This window comes from Paraclostridium sp. (genome assembly GCF_051657365.1).
GTDB lineage: Bacteria > Bacillota > Clostridia > Peptostreptococcales > Peptostreptococcaceae > Paraclostridium.
The window spans coordinates 13,287-30,165 of sequence record NZ_JBOFKN010000223.1 but is presented as its reverse complement, the minus strand read 5'-3'; the positions used below and the strand labels follow the sequence as shown (position 1 = coordinate 30,165).

13 protein-coding genes are annotated in these 16,879 nt (G+C 29.6%); 2 read left to right on the top strand and 11 right to left on the bottom strand.

Annotated elements, in window-relative coordinates:
- Positions 1 to 147 precede the first annotated feature (147 nt).
- From ACRCYC_RS17435 to ACRCYC_RS17400, 8 genes are all read right to left on the bottom strand, one after another.
- Entirely contained in the window at positions 148 to 2,127 is a 1,980-nt protein-coding gene (locus tag ACRCYC_RS17435; protein ID WP_438620374.1) for a stage V sporulation protein D, read from the bottom strand.
- A gap of 11 nt (positions 2,128 to 2,138) precedes the next feature.
- Positions 2,139 to 2,495 carry a septum formation initiator family protein gene (locus tag ACRCYC_RS17430; protein ID WP_438620373.1) on the bottom strand — a complete coding sequence of 119 codons (357 nt, stop codon included), beginning with the start codon at positions 2,493 to 2,495 and terminating at the stop codon, positions 2,139 to 2,141.
- A 131-nt stretch (positions 2,496 to 2,626) separates the two neighbouring features.
- A complete protein-coding gene (gene rsmH / locus ACRCYC_RS17425) occupies positions 2,627 to 3,562 on the bottom strand; it encodes a 16S rRNA (cytosine(1402)-N(4))-methyltransferase RsmH (protein WP_438620372.1) in 936 nt (311 codons plus the stop codon).
- Positions 3,563 to 3,565: 3 nt separating this feature from the next.
- Entirely contained in the window at positions 3,566 to 4,321 is a 756-nt protein-coding gene (gene lgt, locus ACRCYC_RS17420; protein WP_438620371.1) for a prolipoprotein diacylglyceryl transferase, read from the bottom strand.
- Positions 4,322 to 4,331: 10 nt separating this feature from the next.
- Positions 4,332 to 5,111, bottom strand: coding sequence for a tyrosine-protein phosphatase (locus ACRCYC_RS17415; RefSeq protein WP_438620370.1), 780 nt, complete (start codon positions 5,109 to 5,111; stop codon positions 4,332 to 4,334).
- 110 nt (positions 5,112 to 5,221) lie between these two features.
- Positions 5,222 to 6,508 carry an EF-P 5-aminopentanol modification-associated protein YfmH gene (gene yfmH, locus ACRCYC_RS17410; protein WP_438620369.1) on the bottom strand — a complete coding sequence of 429 codons (1,287 nt, stop codon included), beginning with the start codon at positions 6,506 to 6,508 and terminating at the stop codon, positions 5,222 to 5,224.
- Between the two features lie 9 nt (positions 6,509 to 6,517).
- On the bottom strand, positions 6,518 to 7,780 hold the full coding sequence (yfmF, locus tag ACRCYC_RS17405) for an EF-P 5-aminopentanol modification-associated protein YfmF (RefSeq protein WP_438620368.1): 1,263 nt from the start codon (positions 7,778 to 7,780) through the stop codon (positions 6,518 to 6,520).
- Between the two features lie 9 nt (positions 7,781 to 7,789).
- Positions 7,790 to 8,899, bottom strand: coding sequence for a hypothetical protein (locus ACRCYC_RS17400; RefSeq protein WP_438620367.1), 1,110 nt, complete (start codon positions 8,897 to 8,899; stop codon positions 7,790 to 7,792).
- A 113-nt stretch (positions 8,900 to 9,012) separates the two neighbouring features.
- Here ACRCYC_RS17400 and ychF point away from each other — a divergent pair, with 113 nt between their 5' ends.
- Complete coding sequence (gene ychF, locus ACRCYC_RS17395) at positions 9,013 to 10,110, top strand: redox-regulated ATPase YchF (protein WP_438620366.1); 1,098 nt, start codon at positions 9,013 to 9,015, stop codon at positions 10,108 to 10,110.
- Positions 10,111 to 10,206: 96 nt separating this feature from the next.
- Here ychF and ACRCYC_RS17390 read toward each other — a convergent pair whose 3' ends face one another.
- The 3 genes from ACRCYC_RS17390 to deoC form a co-directional block, all read right to left on the bottom strand.
- Positions 10,207 to 11,661: a UDP-N-acetylmuramoyl-L-alanyl-D-glutamate--2,6-diaminopimelate ligase gene (locus ACRCYC_RS17390; RefSeq protein ID WP_438620365.1), complete on the bottom strand. Its 1,455-nt coding sequence runs from the start codon at positions 11,659 to 11,661 to the stop codon at positions 10,207 to 10,209.
- Positions 11,662 to 11,815: 154 nt separating this feature from the next.
- Positions 11,816 to 15,352 (bottom strand): pyruvate:ferredoxin (flavodoxin) oxidoreductase, encoded by a 3,537-nt coding sequence (gene nifJ, locus ACRCYC_RS17385; RefSeq protein ID WP_438620364.1) that lies wholly within the window; start codon positions 15,350 to 15,352, stop codon positions 11,816 to 11,818.
- A gap of 216 nt (positions 15,353 to 15,568) precedes the next feature.
- Positions 15,569 to 16,243 carry a deoxyribose-phosphate aldolase gene (deoC, locus tag ACRCYC_RS17380; protein WP_438620363.1) on the bottom strand — a complete coding sequence of 225 codons (675 nt, stop codon included), beginning with the start codon at positions 16,241 to 16,243 and terminating at the stop codon, positions 15,569 to 15,571.
- Positions 16,244 to 16,492: 249 nt separating this feature from the next.
- On the opposite strand from deoC, the gene ACRCYC_RS17375 reads away from it, so the two are divergent.
- Entirely contained in the window at positions 16,493 to 16,870 is a 378-nt protein-coding gene (locus ACRCYC_RS17375; RefSeq protein ID WP_438620362.1) for a winged helix-turn-helix transcriptional regulator, read from the top strand.
- The last annotated feature ends 9 nt before the right edge of the window (positions 16,871 to 16,879 follow it).

Genomic DNA, 16,879 nt, shown 5'->3' with positions numbered 1-16,879 from the left:
TCAAATACTTTACACTTTTGTAAACCTTTAGAAATCCTAATAAAGAGCAATGTATATAGAACTATATACATTGCTCTTAAACTATCAACTCATTAATTATATACTATATGTTAATTTTTTTGAAGATGTTTATTAATGCCTCTATCTTTAATTATCTGTATATATTACAATTCCTGAATCTATCGAAACTTCTGCCCCCGGTTTTGGAAATATATCTACAACCTTAGCACTGCCTTTTATTTCAGTGTCTACGTCTTGTATAGGTTTCAATTTATTTTCTTCTAAAACCTTAATTGCATCTTTTATGCTTAAATCTATAATATTAGGAACTTTTACTTTTTCCTTTTCAAACTCTTGTTTTTCATCTTCATTATATTTAGGCTCAACCCCTAAATATTTTAACGAATCATTCATTATTTCTTTCACTATAGGTCCTGCTGTTGTACTCCCAAATGCACTTACTCCTGTTGGTTCATCTACTATAGCAAGAACTACAATTTCTGGGTTATCACATGGAGCAATTCCTACAAACGAGCATATATACTTACCTTGTGCATATTTACCATCTATAACCTTTTGAGCTGTTCCTGTCTTACCTCCAATTCTATAACCTGGTATATATGCAGCTTTTCCAGATCCTTCACTAACAACAGATTCAACTATCTCCATCATTTTCTTTGATGTATCTTCTGATATAACCTGTCTAACCACTTTAGGATTTATAGTTTCTGTCACATTTCCTTGGTTATCTACCATTTCTTTAACTACTCTAGGCTGCATAAGCTTACCGTCATTTGCAATAGCCCCTATAGCACTTATTAATTGCATTGGTGTAACTGAAATAGATTGGCCAAATGATATAGTTGCTAACTCTACAGGTCCAACATTTTTTTCATTATATAAAATTCCTTTAGCTTCTCCAGGTAAATCCAACTTCGTAGTATCCATAAATCCAAAAGCTTCTATGTAATCATACATTTTAGATACACCTAAACGTTGCCCTAATTCTACAAATACTGGGTTGCAAGAATTTTGAACACCTTGCTTAAATTCTTGAGCTCCATGAGGTTTATAATGTCTCCAACACCTTATCTTTTGTCCTGCAACAGTAACAGTTCCGTTACAAGTAAATTTTTCACCTTCTTTGATTACGCCCTCTTCTACAGCTGCAGATGAAGTTACAAGTTTAAAAGTTGATCCTGGCTCATATGTATCACTAACTGCTGGATTTCTCCACATAGAAAAGTATCCTTTTATTTTATCTTTATCACTATAACCATCTAACTCTTCTTCATAATATGGATATATAGGAGTTCTTGATTGATTAGGATCATAATCTGGTTTAGATGCCATAGATAATACATCCCCTGTTTTCGGATCAATAGCTATAGCCGTAACTCTTTTTGCATTATTAAGTTCATATGCTTTTTGAACTGCTTTTTCTGTATAATGTTGTATTACTTCATCTATTGTTAAAACTAATCCATTCCCCTGAACTGGCTCATAATATTTTTCCATTCCATGAGGAATTTCTCTTCCTGATGCATCTGTACTGACAATAAGTCTACCCGATTTACCTTTTAAATGTTTATCATACTGCATTTCTATACCAGCTATACCTGTTGCATCATCTGAAGTATGTCCTAATACATAAGAAGCAAAATTACCATAAGGATAATATCTTTGATTATCTTCAGCAACCCATATCCCAGGTAGTTTAGAATCTCTTATCTTAGCAGCAGTTTCATCATCTATCCATCTTTTAACTTTAACTAATGCCATGTCTTTTCTTTTTAATAATTTTAAAACGTCATCATATTCTTCACCGATCATCTGAGCTATTATTTTTGCAGATTTTTCTTTATCTTTTACCTCAACAGGTTTAGCCCACACAGTATACTTAGTAACACTTACAGCTAGTTCCTTCATATTTTTATCATATATAGTTCCTCTTTTAGGTTCTATAGGTATATCTCTAGTTTGTTGATCTAGAGCCTTCGCTGTTAACCAATCCCCTTTTACTATTTGTAAATACCCAGTTCTAAATATAAGCATAAAAAATACAACACATGCCATTATCAGTACAACAACTAACCTTTTTTTGCTCAACCTTTTTATTTTACTCAATTAACTCCCCCCTACTTAGATACTTCTATATACTTTATTTGATTATCCAAAGGATAATCCATTCCCAATTCTTCATTAGCCTTTTTTTCTATTTCTTTGCTTCTAGTAAGTAAATCTATCTCTACTTGTATATTATCTTTTTCTATAGTTTTATTATGTAATACTGATTCTAACTCACCTATTTTATATTTCAGTTTAGATACTTCACTATAACCATACATACATGTCGATATAAATAAAAATACAAATGCTACACACCCTAATTTAATAGATCCCTTTAATATTTTTTTTAATATCCTTCTTTTATAATTATTCTTTTTGTTTGCTCTATATTCATTTATATTTTCTTTTTTCTTTTTTCTTTTCATAATATAACTCCTTAATTTTTATAAAAATAGTTATATATTTATATTTGCTTTTTATATAGCGCCTCCTTTTATGTATTGATACAAAATTAATTCAATAAAACACAAAAAAGTCTAAGCTCTCGCTTAGACTTTTATATTCTTTCACAAACTCTCAATTTAGCACTTCTTGATCTTGGGTTAACTTCAACTTCTTCATCTGTTGGTAGTATCGGTTTTCTAGTTATAACCTTTACTAAAGATTCTTTATCGCACTGACATATAGGTAAGTGTGATGGACATATACAATCTGTAGCTAAATCTCTAAATGCATTTTTTACAATTCTATCTTCTAGTGAATGGAATGTTATTATACATATCCTACCACCTTCGTTCATAACGGATGCGGCATCATCTATCATTTCAGTTATAACACCTAACTCATTGTTGACTTCTATTCTTATCGCTTGGAAAGTTCTTTTTGCTGGATGTGGCCCATCAATTCTTGCCTTTTTAGGTATAGCCTTTTTTATTATGTCTACTAATTCTCCAGTAGTCTCTATCGACTTTTCTTCTCTAGATTCTACTATAAACTTAGCTATACGCTTTGCCCAGTTGTCCTCTCCATAATCTTTTATTATCTTTGCTAGCTCTTCTTCACTATATGTATTCACTACATCGTGAGCTGAAAAAGAACATCTTATGTCCATTCTCATATCTAGAGGTGCATCTTGCATATAAGAAAATCCTCTATCTGCCTCATCTAATTGGTGCGAAGAAACTCCTAAATCTGCAAGCACTCCATCTATTTTATATATACCTAATTTTTCAAGTTCTTCTTTTAGATTTTCAAAATTACTATGAACAAACTTAACTCTGTCACTATATTCACTTAATCTTTCTTTAGCTGTATTTATTGCATTTATATCTTGATCAAATCCAATAAATAATCCATCTTTAGATAATCTCTTAACTATCTCTTTTGAGTGTCCAGCTCCACCCATTGTACAGTCTACATATATACCATCTGGTTTTATGTTTAAATTATCAATACACTCATTTAAGAGTACTGATACGTGATGAAATTCCATATTTTATCGCTCCTTAGTGTTATCTATTTCTTTTTTGCTTTTCTTTGATAAATATATATGAACTATTATACCACCTATTACTCCTGCTAAACTTATAACTTGAGCCATTCTAAGTGGACCTATCATAAGGCTATCTGTTCTAAGACCTTCTATAAAAAATCTACCAAGAGAATATAGTATAGCATATAAAACTATAACTTGACCCTCATAAGATTTCTTTTTCCTAAATATCCATAAAAATATAAATATACCAAAATCCCATATAGACTCATACAAAAATGTAGGATGAACTTTAACTCCATCTACAATTATTCCCCATGGTAAATTTGTTGGTCCACCATGTGCTTCTTGATTTATAAAGTTACCCCATCTCCCAATTGATTGAGCCAAAGGCATACCAATGATTACTGTATCTGCTAATTTAAAAAAGTTTATTTTTCTGTATCTTGCGAATATGTACCCAGCTATAACCCCACCTATTAAAGCTCCATGAATGGCCATTCCTCCACCTCTGAAGTTTAATATTTGAGATGGGTTACTAAAATAATATTCCCAATTAAATAATACGTAATACAATCTTGCACATATTAGACCTACTGGTATAGCAATTATAGCTAAATCTAGTATATCATCTTCCTTTATTCCAACTCTTCTAGCTTCTTTCAATGCTATCAATGTACCTAAAATCATCCCTGTAGCCATAAGTATTCCATACCACATTACATCTATTCCAAATATAGTAAATGCAATTCTATCCATAATTTAATACCTACCTTTTAAATAATCTTTTAAGTAAACTCTTTTTTTCTATATACTCTCTAGGCTCTACAAAATGTAAATCTTGATCTTCCAAAATGCATTTTTGATTTTCTATAAATAATTTTTTAGAAACATCTTCGCTATATTTTTTAGTTATATAATTATAAGTTTCTTTTAATAAAGGTCTTCTCTTTGTACTACTATGTGCATCTGTTGCTATAAAATGAACCATGTTATTTGCTAAAAGTATTTCACTTACCTTTTCAGCTTCATTTCCATTTTTCCCTATTACACTAGCTGCATTTATTTGAATTAATGCACCTTCATTTATACAATCATAAATTAAATTTGGATTTTCTTGTATTTTAGGGTATCTTTCAACATGAGCTAATATAGGTATATATTTTCTTAACTTAATTTCATATACTACATCCACCAAGTTTTTAGGAAAATTATTTGGTGAAAATTCAACAAGTAAGTACCTACTATTGTTCAAAGTATTAAAATCTAAATTTTGTAAATTTCCAATTAAATCATCAGTAAAATATAACTCATTTCCTAATATTATATCTACATTTATACCTTGTTTTTTTAAAGTATTGTTAAAATCATTAAGAACCTCACTTAATTCTTGTCCTTTTTTATATTTAAAGTCAGGGTGATAATGAGATGTATTAACTATTGTCTTTATTCCTTCATTTTGTGCTATTTTCGCCATTTCTATTGATTCTTCTAGGCTTTTAGACCCATCATCAACATTCGGCAATATGTGGCAATGTATATCTATCATGTACTTATTACCTCCTTTTATAAACTAAATGATACCACATTACCTATTAACCATCAATTTCCTTTATTTTATATAATAAAAAAAGTGCTAAAATTTTAGCACTTTTATGTTTATTTAGGTTCTACTATTGATATAGCGCAAAACTCTTCTTTTAAATGATTTTTTAATCTTTCCTCAACCTCGTTAAATTCAATTTCTTTTATTACATCTAAGTAATCAAGTAAATTTATATCTTTAAACTTATATGATATAAAATTATTAGCTATAAAGTTTACTGAATCGAAATACTTTATAAACTGCCCAATTTTTTTCTTTTTAACTCTTTCAAAGTCAGTTTTTGATAAACCTTCATTTTGATATTTGTTTATATATTTCATAATAATATCTCTAACTTTTTTAGGGTCATTGGATTCTCCACCTATTAATGTATATCCATAATCAATTTGAGATGTAAATCCACATCCAAAATTGTCATTTATTAACCCATCCATATATAGTTCTTCAAAAATCTCACTACCTCTTTTTAGAATCATATCTAATAATATTTCTGTTACTATTTCTTTTTTTAATAATGCTTTACCTTTTATTCCTATATAATTATCTTTAAATCCTATATTAAACATTGGCATAGATATAGGGAACTGAGCTGTAATTTCTTTTTTATTAACACTCTCTGGCTCTTCTGGATAAAATCTAGTTATTTCCTGTTCTAATTTATCGACATCATAATGATTACTTTTTCTCGCAATTTCCATTACTTTTTCAGTTTCAACATCTCCTACAACAAATAAAGCCATATTTCCCGGGTTATAAAAAGTATTATAGCAAGTGTAGAGTTCATCTTTTGTAATTTTATATATACTATCTACTGTTCCAGCTATATCCACATTAACTGGATAATTAGAATACATAGCTTTCAAACAGTTAAAATATACATTCCAATCTGGATCATCATTATACATTTTTATCTCTTGTTCTATTATACCTTTTTCTTTTTCTACATTCTCATCTGTAAAATATGGTGTTTGAACATAATCTATAAGATGATCTAAACTTTCATAAAAATTATCTGTGCACGAAAATAAGTAAGCTGTCATAGTGAAATTAGTATAAGCATTTGCACTAGCTCCTAACTTAGAAAACTTATCAAATGCATTTCCTCCATCTGGTTGTTCAAACATTTTATGTTCTAAAAAATGGGCTATCCCTTCATTCACTCTGAATTTTTCTTTTTTATTTATAGGAATAAATTCTAAATCATTTGATCCATAGTTAGTAGCTAAAACTGCAAATTTCTTTGTAAATCCTTTTTTGGGCATGAAGTATACATCAAGACCATTTTCTAATTTTTCATAATAAACTTCTTCTTTTAATATATCATTAACTATCTTTTCCATATAGTCCTCCTAGTTTCTTAAGAAATAAATAGTATCTAATTGTAAATTTTTAAATACATTAACTATTTCTTCTTTAGTTACTTTGTCTATATAATTTATAATATCGTCTATACTTAAATTTGTTTTACCTATATCTTGAGCAAATTTAAAATCTGATAATCCACCTATGCTATCAGTTAATGATCTCATAGAACTTATAAGTGATATTTTACTGTTTGCAAGTTCTTCATCACTTATGCTCCCGTCTATTATCATTTCTATTTGTTTTTTAACTAAGTCTGTTGTTTTGTCATAATTTTGAGTTTCTATACCAGACGATATAAATAGTATTCCTTTATACTTTTCTATAGAGGAATATATATAATAACATAAACTTTCTTTTTCTCTTATATTTATAAACATCTTTGAATGTGGTCCACCACCTAATATATTACATCCAACTATTAGAGGATAATATTTATTTGCATCTGCAAAATCTATATTAGTTCTATATCCCATAACCAATTTACCTTGAGTTATATCCATTTTATCAACTATATTTTTTACTGAAGTAACTTCCTTTTCATATTTTTCTCTAGGTATATCTATTATAGAACCTCTATCAAACTTAAATTTATTTTTAACTATTTCCACTACTTTTGCTTCGTCGAATTCACCTTCTATTACAATATCAATAGGAGATGTTTTTAAAATATTTCTATAATGATTATATAGTTCTTTTGCAGTTATAGCATCTATGTCTTCTATATATCCATTCTCACTTATGCTAAATCTTTCATCCTTGCACATTTCTTCAAAACATCTTTCAAGTGCAAATCTACCTTTATCGTTTATTTTAGCTTTAATTCTTTCTTTTAAGTTCTGTTTTTCTAGCTTAAGATATTCTTCACTAAATCCATTATCATTTACTAAAGGATTGTTAATTATCTCATTTAAAAATTCTATAGCATCTGTAAATATTGGTTCATCTAAATATTGTTCATTAGTTGTAACTAATTTAATATTTAGAACTTGTCTTTCACCTCTTTTGCTTACATCCGCTAATATAGATGCCCCATATAAGTCTTCTAATTTATTAGACATATCTCGTAAAGTTTTATATTTATCGCTTGCGTTAGTAATTATATTTGGTATTAGCGCATTTTTAGTAACTTCATCTTTGTCTAATACTCTTTGTATGTATACACTTACTAAATTTGTTTTGAATTTTTTAGAATTTATTAATGTTAAATTTACATTTTCACATAAATTTATTTTTTTTATATCGTTCATATTTTCCTCCTATTTTTTTATTAGTGATATTTGATTGTATATTTCTTCAACCAAGATTTTAACTTTATCCTTAGGATATATATAATGAAATTTAACATCCGAACCATCTAATTCTTGTAAAATGCTTTCAACTAAATTTTTATTATACATATTATCAATTGTGCATGTAGGTATAACTAAATGCAATACATCAATTCCAAATTCTAGAAGTTGCTCTCCTGATTTAATTATATCGTTTTTATTATTTTCTAAAAGAGGTAATTTTATTTGAATTTTAGCATTTTTTTCTTTTTCTATGTAATACTTAATCTTTTCTCTAAAAATTATATCTTGTTCTAAGTTATTTTCATCTTCTAAACCTATCAATAATACCCCTGCATCTACATCCTTATTATTTATATTTCCCACAATTTCATCAGTGTATGACTTAGCCAAATTATTAGACTTATAAAAAACATCTGTAATCTCTAAGTTTACGCCATACTTACTAAGTTCCATACCTTGTAATCTTTTATTAAACACCTCAAAATCTTTTCCTTCTGTTATAAACATAGGACATAAAATTATCTCTTTATAACCTTGTAATATAACTTCATTTAATGTGTTTTCTAAATATGGATTAGTATACATATAAGTATTTAGAACTTTATAATTATCATCTAGTTTTTCTCTTAATCCTATAGCTATATCATTTGCAGTATCTTTAAAATCACTTGACCCTAGTTTTTCATAATATCCTTTATACTTATTTAAATTGTATAAACTATTTAAGTAAGCTTTATATCCTTGTTCAAAATATATTTCATTAGCTCTTTCACTTAGATTATAATTTTTATCTTCTCCATCATATAAAAGAATTACTACAGTTTCATTCTTATTTTGTTCTTCAACTTCTAAAGTTGTCGATTTTATATCGTCTTTTATCAAACATATTGTAGCTATATTAATTATACAAATTCCAATTAAAACTCCAAATATAAATTTTTTATATTCACGTTTGTAATAAGCAAAATATGTATATATTATAAAAGTCGATGCTATAATATATATATTTTCCATATACCCATCAAATATAATACTTAATCCTAACAATAAACCTGAACATATTGGTATTGCCATTAAATCAACCCCATCAAAAGTATAATTTGCATCACTAATATATATGATGTATAATTAGAATGTATGTCTAAATTAAAACAAACTAGAGACTTAAAAAGAGAGGAAGATATAATATGAAATTAGGTATAGTTGGTTTACCAAACGTAGGTAAAAGTACACTATTCAATGCAATAACTCAAGCAGGTGCAGAATCTGCTAACTACCCTTTCTGTACAATAGAACCCAATGTAGGTGTTGTGGCTGTTCCAGACGAAAGATTAGAACAATTAAGAAAATTATACGACTCTAAAAAGGTTGTACCTACTGCTATAGAGTTTTGTGATATAGCTGGTTTAGTTAGAGGTGCTTCTAAAGGTGAGGGTCTTGGAAATAAATTCTTATCTCACATAAGAGAAGTTGATGCAATAGTGCACGTTGTAAGATGTTTTGAGGATCCTAACGTTATCCATGTTGATGGCTCTGTAGATCCTTTAAGAGATATAGAAACAATAAACTTAGAATTAATATTCTCTGATATAGAAATATTAGAAAGAAGAATACAAAAAACTCAAAAAGCGGCTAAATCTGATAGAGCTTTAGCATCTGAGCTTGAGTTCTTAAAAGAAATAATGGCTACTTTAGAAGATAGCAGATGTGTTAGAACTATGGAATTTACTGAAGATCAACAAACTTTTGTTGATTCATTAAACTTACTTACTTCTAAGCCAGTAATATATGCTACTAACGTAAGTGAAGATGATTTAGCTGATGAAGCTCAAAACAACCAATATGTAAATACAGTTAGAGAATTTGCTGCAACTGAAAATGCTGAAGTTGTTGTTGTTTGTGCTCAAATAGAAGCTGAAATATCTGAGCTTGATACTGACGAAGAAAAGCAAGAATTCTTAGAAACACTAGGACTTGAGCAATCAGGTTTAGACAAGCTTATAAAGTCTTCTTATTCATTACTTGGACTTATATCATACTTAACAGCTGGACCTCAAGAGATTAGAGCTTGGACTATACAAGTTGGAACTAAAGCTCCTCAAGCTGGTGGTAAGATACACTCTGATATAGAAAGAGGATTTATAAGAGCAGAAACTATAGCGTTTAATGACTTAGTTACAGTCGGAACTATGACTGCTGCTAAAGACAAAGGTTTAGTTAGACTTGAAGGTAAAGAATATATAGTTAAAGATGGAGATGTTATATTATTCAGATTTAACGTATAATATAAAAAAGATGTATCATTGGTAATTAACCTCTGATACATCTTTTTTATATTTATCCAAATAAAAAAAGGAAGAAATTCTTCCTTTTTTTATGTCTTATCTCATATTTAAAAATTCATTAGCTATTTCTTTGTCATCAAAATGATGCTTAACCTTGCCTATTATTTGGTAATTTTCATGACCTTTTCCAGCTATTAATATTACATCATCTTTTTGTGCCATCTCTATAGCTTCTTTGATAGCTTCTTTTCTATCTATTACAACTTTATAATTATTTTTGTTTTTATCTAGTCCCTCTAAAATATCATCTATTATAATCTTTGGATCTTCAGTCCTAGGATTGTCTGATGTTACAATGCATACATCTGAATATTTCTGAGCTATATCTCCCATCAAAGGTCTCTTAGTAGTATCTCTATCTCCTCCACACCCAAATACAGTTATTATTCTTTTCTTAGCAAATTCCCTAGCTGTTTTTATAACATTTTCAAGTGCATCTGGAGTATGTGCATAATCAACTATAACACTTATTCCCGTATCATTTGATATAGTTTCAAATCGACCTGCAACTCCACCAGTATTTTTTAATCCATCTATAACTATTTCTTTAGGTATTTCTAAAGCATAACAAGTAGCTATAACTGCTAATGTATTATAAACTGTAAATTTACCTGGTACTGGAACAAATACGTCTTCTTCATATGTTGGAGTTATAAGTCTATAAGAAACTCCTCTTGCTTCTATTTTTATATTTTTAGCCATAAAATCAGCTTCATTATCTATTCCATAAGAATAGCACTTAGTATCTAAATTTTTAATATTATTATATATTGTTTTTCCACCATTATCATCTATATTTATGACATTAGCATTTGTAGTCATATAAAATAATTTTTCTTTGGCATCTCTATAGTCATCTAAATCTTTATGGAAATCTAAGTGATCTGGAGTTAAGTTTGTAAATACCCCTACTTTATACTTAGTTTGTGCCACTCTGTCTAAAGCTAGCGCATGAGATGAAACTTCCATAGCACAATATTTACATCCATTATCTATCATCTTATCGAAATATTGCTGTAAATCTCTACTTTCAGGAGTTGTAGAATTAGATTCTATTTCTTTATCTCCATCAGATATTTTTATAGTCCCTATTAATCCAACTTTATTATTATCAGAAATTAGTATTTCATCTAAAAATGTAGTTATACTAGTTTTTCCATTCGTACCTGTAACTCCTATTACCTCAAATCTTTGACTCGGATGTTTGTAAAAATTATCTGCAACCTTTGCCATATCTTCTCTAGTATTTTTAACTTTTATAAAAGTTATTCCTTCTCTATCTATATCTTCCTCTACTAAAAATGCTTTTGCACCTTTTTCTATTGCTTTATCAATAAAATCATGCCCATCAACAGTAAATCCTTTTACACATATAAATAATCCATTACTTTCTACTTTTCTAGAATCATATTGTATATTATCTATTTCTATATCTAAATTACCTTTAGTATCTATTACTTCTATATCTTTTATTACTTCTCTTAGTAACATAAAATTAAACCTTCCTTCAATAAAAAAATTTATACGTATATTATTATATAACAATAGTACAAAAATATAAATTGTCTCATGTGCTATTTTTATTGCAAAAAGTGCAAACATAAAAAAATAGAGAGGAATCAATCCTCTCTATTTATATTACAAATTAGTTTTGAGCTAATTTTTTATAACCTTCATATCTATCTTTAGCATTATCTTCTGCCATTTCAAATAATTCTTCAGCTACATCTGGGAATTGTTTTGCTATAGCAGCGTATCTTACTTGCTTCATTAAGAAATCTCTGAAGCTTTCAGTTGGCTCTTTAGAATCTAATGTAAATGGATTCTTACCTTCTAATTTTAAAGTTGGGTTGAATCTGTATAAATGCCAGTATCCACACTTAACAGCTTGATCTATGTTAGCTTGTGCTCTTCCCATACCTTCTTTTAAACCATGAGATATACATGGAGAGTAAGCTATTATTAATGATGGTCCATCGTATTTCTCAGCTTCTACTACAGCCTTCATTAATTGATTCTTATCTGCACCCATACCTACTTGAGCTACATATACGTTTCCGTAAGACATAGCCATCATACCTAAATCTTTCTTTTTAGATCTCTTACCTGCTGCTGCAAATTTAGCCATTGCTGCAACTGGTGTAGCTTTAGAAGCTTGACCTCCTGTATTAGAGTATATCTCTGTATCAAATACTAATACATTTACATTTTCACCAGAAGCAAGAACATGATCTAATCCACCGTAACCGATGTCATAAGCCCATCCATCTCCTCCTAATATCCATTGAGATCTCTTAACTAGGTAATCTTTTCTAGCTTCTATTTCAGCAACTAATGCTTTTATTTCAGCATTTTCTATATTATGAGCATTTGCTAATACTTCAAGAACTTTTTCACTTGCTTTAACAGATGCTTCACTATCTTCTTTAGCTTCTAACCAATTAGTGAATGCTTCTCTTGCTGCATCACATATTTCCATAGATACTAATTCTTCCATAGTTTCAGTTAATTTACTTCTCATTTGCTTAACTCCTATGAACATTCCATATCCATATTCTGCATTATCCTCAAATAATGAGTTTGCCCAAGATGGACCTTTACCTTCATGGTTAACAGTATATGGAGTTGATGGAGCTGATCCTCCCCATATAGAAGAACATCCAGTAGCATTAGCTATCATCATTCTATCTCCGAATAATTGAGTTACTAACTTGATGTATGGCGTTTCTCCACATCCAGCACAAGCACCTGAGAACTCTATAAGTGGTTGTCTAAATTGACTTCCTTTAACTGTAGTTGGAGCAACTAAATCTCCTTTTGGAGCAACTTTCTTAGTATCAACTGCGAATGCCCAGTTTTCAATTTCAACTTCTTGAGTATCAAGAGGCTTCATAACTAAAGCTTTTTCTTTAGCTGGACATATGTCAGCACAGTTTCCACATCCTGTACAATCCATTGCACTTACTTGCATTCTATATTGTAATCCTTCGAATCCTTTACCTATAGCTTTCTTAGTATCGAATTTTTCTGGAGCATTTTTCATTTCTTCTTCATTAACTAAAACTGGTCTTATACATGCATGAGGACATATGTAAGCACATTGATTACATTGTATACAGTTGTCAACTATCCATTCAGGAACGTTTACTGCTACTCCTCTTTTTTCGTATGCAGCTAATCCAACTGGGAATGTACCATCTTCAACTCCGTTAAATGCACTTACTGGTAAATCATCACCTTCTTGAGCATTCATTGGTCTTGCTATATCTTTTACGAAAGCTGGTTCATTAACTTCTTCTTTAACACTATCTTTAGCATCTGCCCAGTTAGCTGGTATATTTACTTTAACTAAAGCATTCATACCTGCGTCAACAGCGTTATAGTTCATGTTAACTATTTTTTCTCCTTTTTTACCGTAAGCTTTCTTTATAGAATCTTTTAAGTATTCTACAGCTTCAGCTTCTGGTATTATTTGAGCTAGTTTGAAGAATGCAGATTGCATTATCATGTTTATTCTATTTCCAAGTCCTATTTCTTGTCCTAATTTAGTACCATTTACTGTATAGAACTGAATATCATTTTTAGCCATGTAATTTTTCATAGCTGCAGGTAAATGTTCGTTTAACTCATCTTCATTCCATATAGTGTTAAGTACGAATATTCCACCTTTCTTTAATCCTTTTAATAGATCATATTGATATACATATGATTGATTATGACAAGCTATGTAGTCAGCTTCATCTATTAAGTAAGTTGATCTTATAGGCTCTTCACCAAATCTTAAGTGAGACATTGTTATACCACCAGATTTTTTAGAGTCATATGCAAAATAAGCTTGAGCATACTTATCAGTGTTATCACCTATTATTTTTATAGCTTGTTTATTAGCTCCAACTGTACCGTCAGATCCTAATCCCCAGAACTTACATCTTACAGTTCCTTTTTGAGCTATTCTTAAATCTCCTGATAATTCTAAAGAAGTATTAGTAACATCATCAACTATACCTACTGAGAATTGATCTTTAGGATTTCCTGATTTTAAGTTTTCATAAACTGCTTTTATATGAGTAGGAGTAGTATCTTTTGATCCTAATCCGTATCTTCCACCTATTATCATAGGAGCATTTTCTTTTCCATAGTATACTGATTTAACATCTAAGTATAATGGTTCTCCAGGTGCTCCTTGCTCTTTAGTTCTATCTAATACACATACTCTTTCAACTGTTGAAGGCATAGACTCCATAAAATGTTTCATTGAGAATGGTCTATATAAATGAACTTTAACTAAACCATATTTTTCTCCTTGTGCATTTAATGCATCTATTGTTTCTTCTATAGCTTCTGTTACAGAACCCATAGCTACTATTACATACTTAGCATCTTCTGCTCCATAGTAATCAAATAATCCATGTTTTCTTCCAGTTAACTCAGACATTTGGTTCATGTATTTTTCAATTGTTCCAACTATATCGTTGTAATATTTATTTGAAGCTTCTCTTGTTTGGAAGAATATATCAGGATTTTGTGCTGTACCACGAGTAACAGGGTGATTTGGTGATAACGCTCTGTTTCTAAATTCTTGAACAGCTTCCATATTTAATAATTTAGCATAGTCGTCATATTCAAATAATTCAACTTTTTGTATTTCATGAGATGTTCTAAATCCATCAAAGAAATGTATAAATGGTAATCTACCTTCTATTGCAGCTAAATGTGCAACTGGTGCTATATCAGCAACTTCTTGAACTGATCCAGAAGCTAATAATACACATCCTGTTTGTCTTGCAGCCATAACATCTTGATGGTCACCAAATATTGATAACGCTTGTGATGCTAAAGCACGAGCACTTACATGGAATACTCCAGGTAATAACTCTCCAGCTACTTTATACATATTTGGTATCATTAATAATAAACCTTGTGATGCAGTAAAAGTACTTGTTAATGCTCCAGCTTGTAATGAACCGTGGAATGCTCCTGCAGCTCCTGCCTCTGATTGCATTTCTACAACTTTAACTTTTTGTCCAAATATATTTTTTCTTCCTTGCGCAGCCCACTCGTCTACTGATTCTGCCATGTTTGAAGATGGAGTTATAGGGTATATTGCAGCAACATCTGTAAATGCATATGCAACGTGAGCAGCAGCAGTGTTACCATCTACTGTTTTCATAAATTTTGCCATAGTATGTATCCTCCTTGTATATTCCTCACAAAATAGCTTTTAATTCTATAATGAGTAAATATTTTGAATAGTTTTGAACTTCCTAATTAATGTTTTCTACATTTAATTACAAAATCCTTCTATTTTATTATATATTTTTTGGTTTTTGTATACTTTAAAGCTTAACATTATATAAATACCCAACTTTGTATACTTTAAACACTTTTTTAAATTTTTTTAGTAGCCAGTTGTATTTGAATCTTCACCTTTAGCAATTGCAATGGAAGCACTAGCTCCTATTCTTGAACATCCAGCTGAAATTACAGCTTTAGCATCGTCTTGAGTTCTAACTCCTCCAGAAGCTTTTACTCCAATATTAGGTCCAACAACATCTCTCATAAGTTTTATATCTTCAGGAGTTGAACCACCTGTTCCAAATCCTGTTGATGTTTTTACAAAATCAGTTCCAGCTTTAACAGATAGCTCACAAGCTATTTTCTTTTCTTCATCAGTTAAATAACAAGTTTCTATTATTACTTTAACTAATGCATTTTTGTTAGCTGCATCTACAACTGCCTTTATATCATTTAAAACATAGTCATAATTTTTATCTTTTAATGCTCCTATGTTTATAACCATATCTACTTCGTCTGCACCTTTTTCTATAGCGTCTTTCGTTTCAAAAGCTTTAACTTCTGAAGTATTTGCACCTAAAGGGAATCCTATAACCGTACATACTTTAACCTCAGACCCTTCTAGTTCTTTTTTAGCAAGTTCTATATTTGCTGGGTTTATACATACTGAAAAGAAATTGTACTCTTTAGCTTCCTTACATAATTTCTTTATATCCGCTGTAGTTGCTACAGCTTTTAAAACTGTGTGATCAATCATTTTTGCTATATTATTATTCATAAATATATCTCCTTTTTGTATTATAATGCTATTTTATTATAGCAAATATGTATATATTTTTATATATACATCATTATTTATTATAATTTTAAAAGTAGTATATCTCTTTCAAAATTCAAAAAGATTTTACTCATAGATAGCTTCGGTATTTGATGGTATAATGATATCAGTTAGATATCTTTCTAACAAGTAGGTACTTTTTTGTTATATAGTACCTAAAAGTATACTATTAGATTTAAGGTGGTTATAATGAAAATTCAACTAGAAGTTCAAGATCATTCTAAATGTCATATGAATGAAAGATGTAATAAGTATGAAATGTGCCCTATAAATTTAGTTCACAAAATGATTTCGGGAAAATGGAAAATATTAATTCTTTGGTATTTAACACCTAATCCACTTAGGTTTAGTGATTTAAAAAGAAAGCTACCTGATGTTACGCAAAAAATGCTAACTCAGCAATTGAGAAGTCTCGAGTCTCATCATATTATATATAGAAAGGTATATCCTGTGGTTCCTCCAAAGGTTGAGTATGGTTTAACAGAATCTGGGGAAAGGTTAATACCCGTATTAGAAACTATGTATAGTTGTGGAATTGATTTTTTAGAACATACAGATTTGGGATAATAAATATTA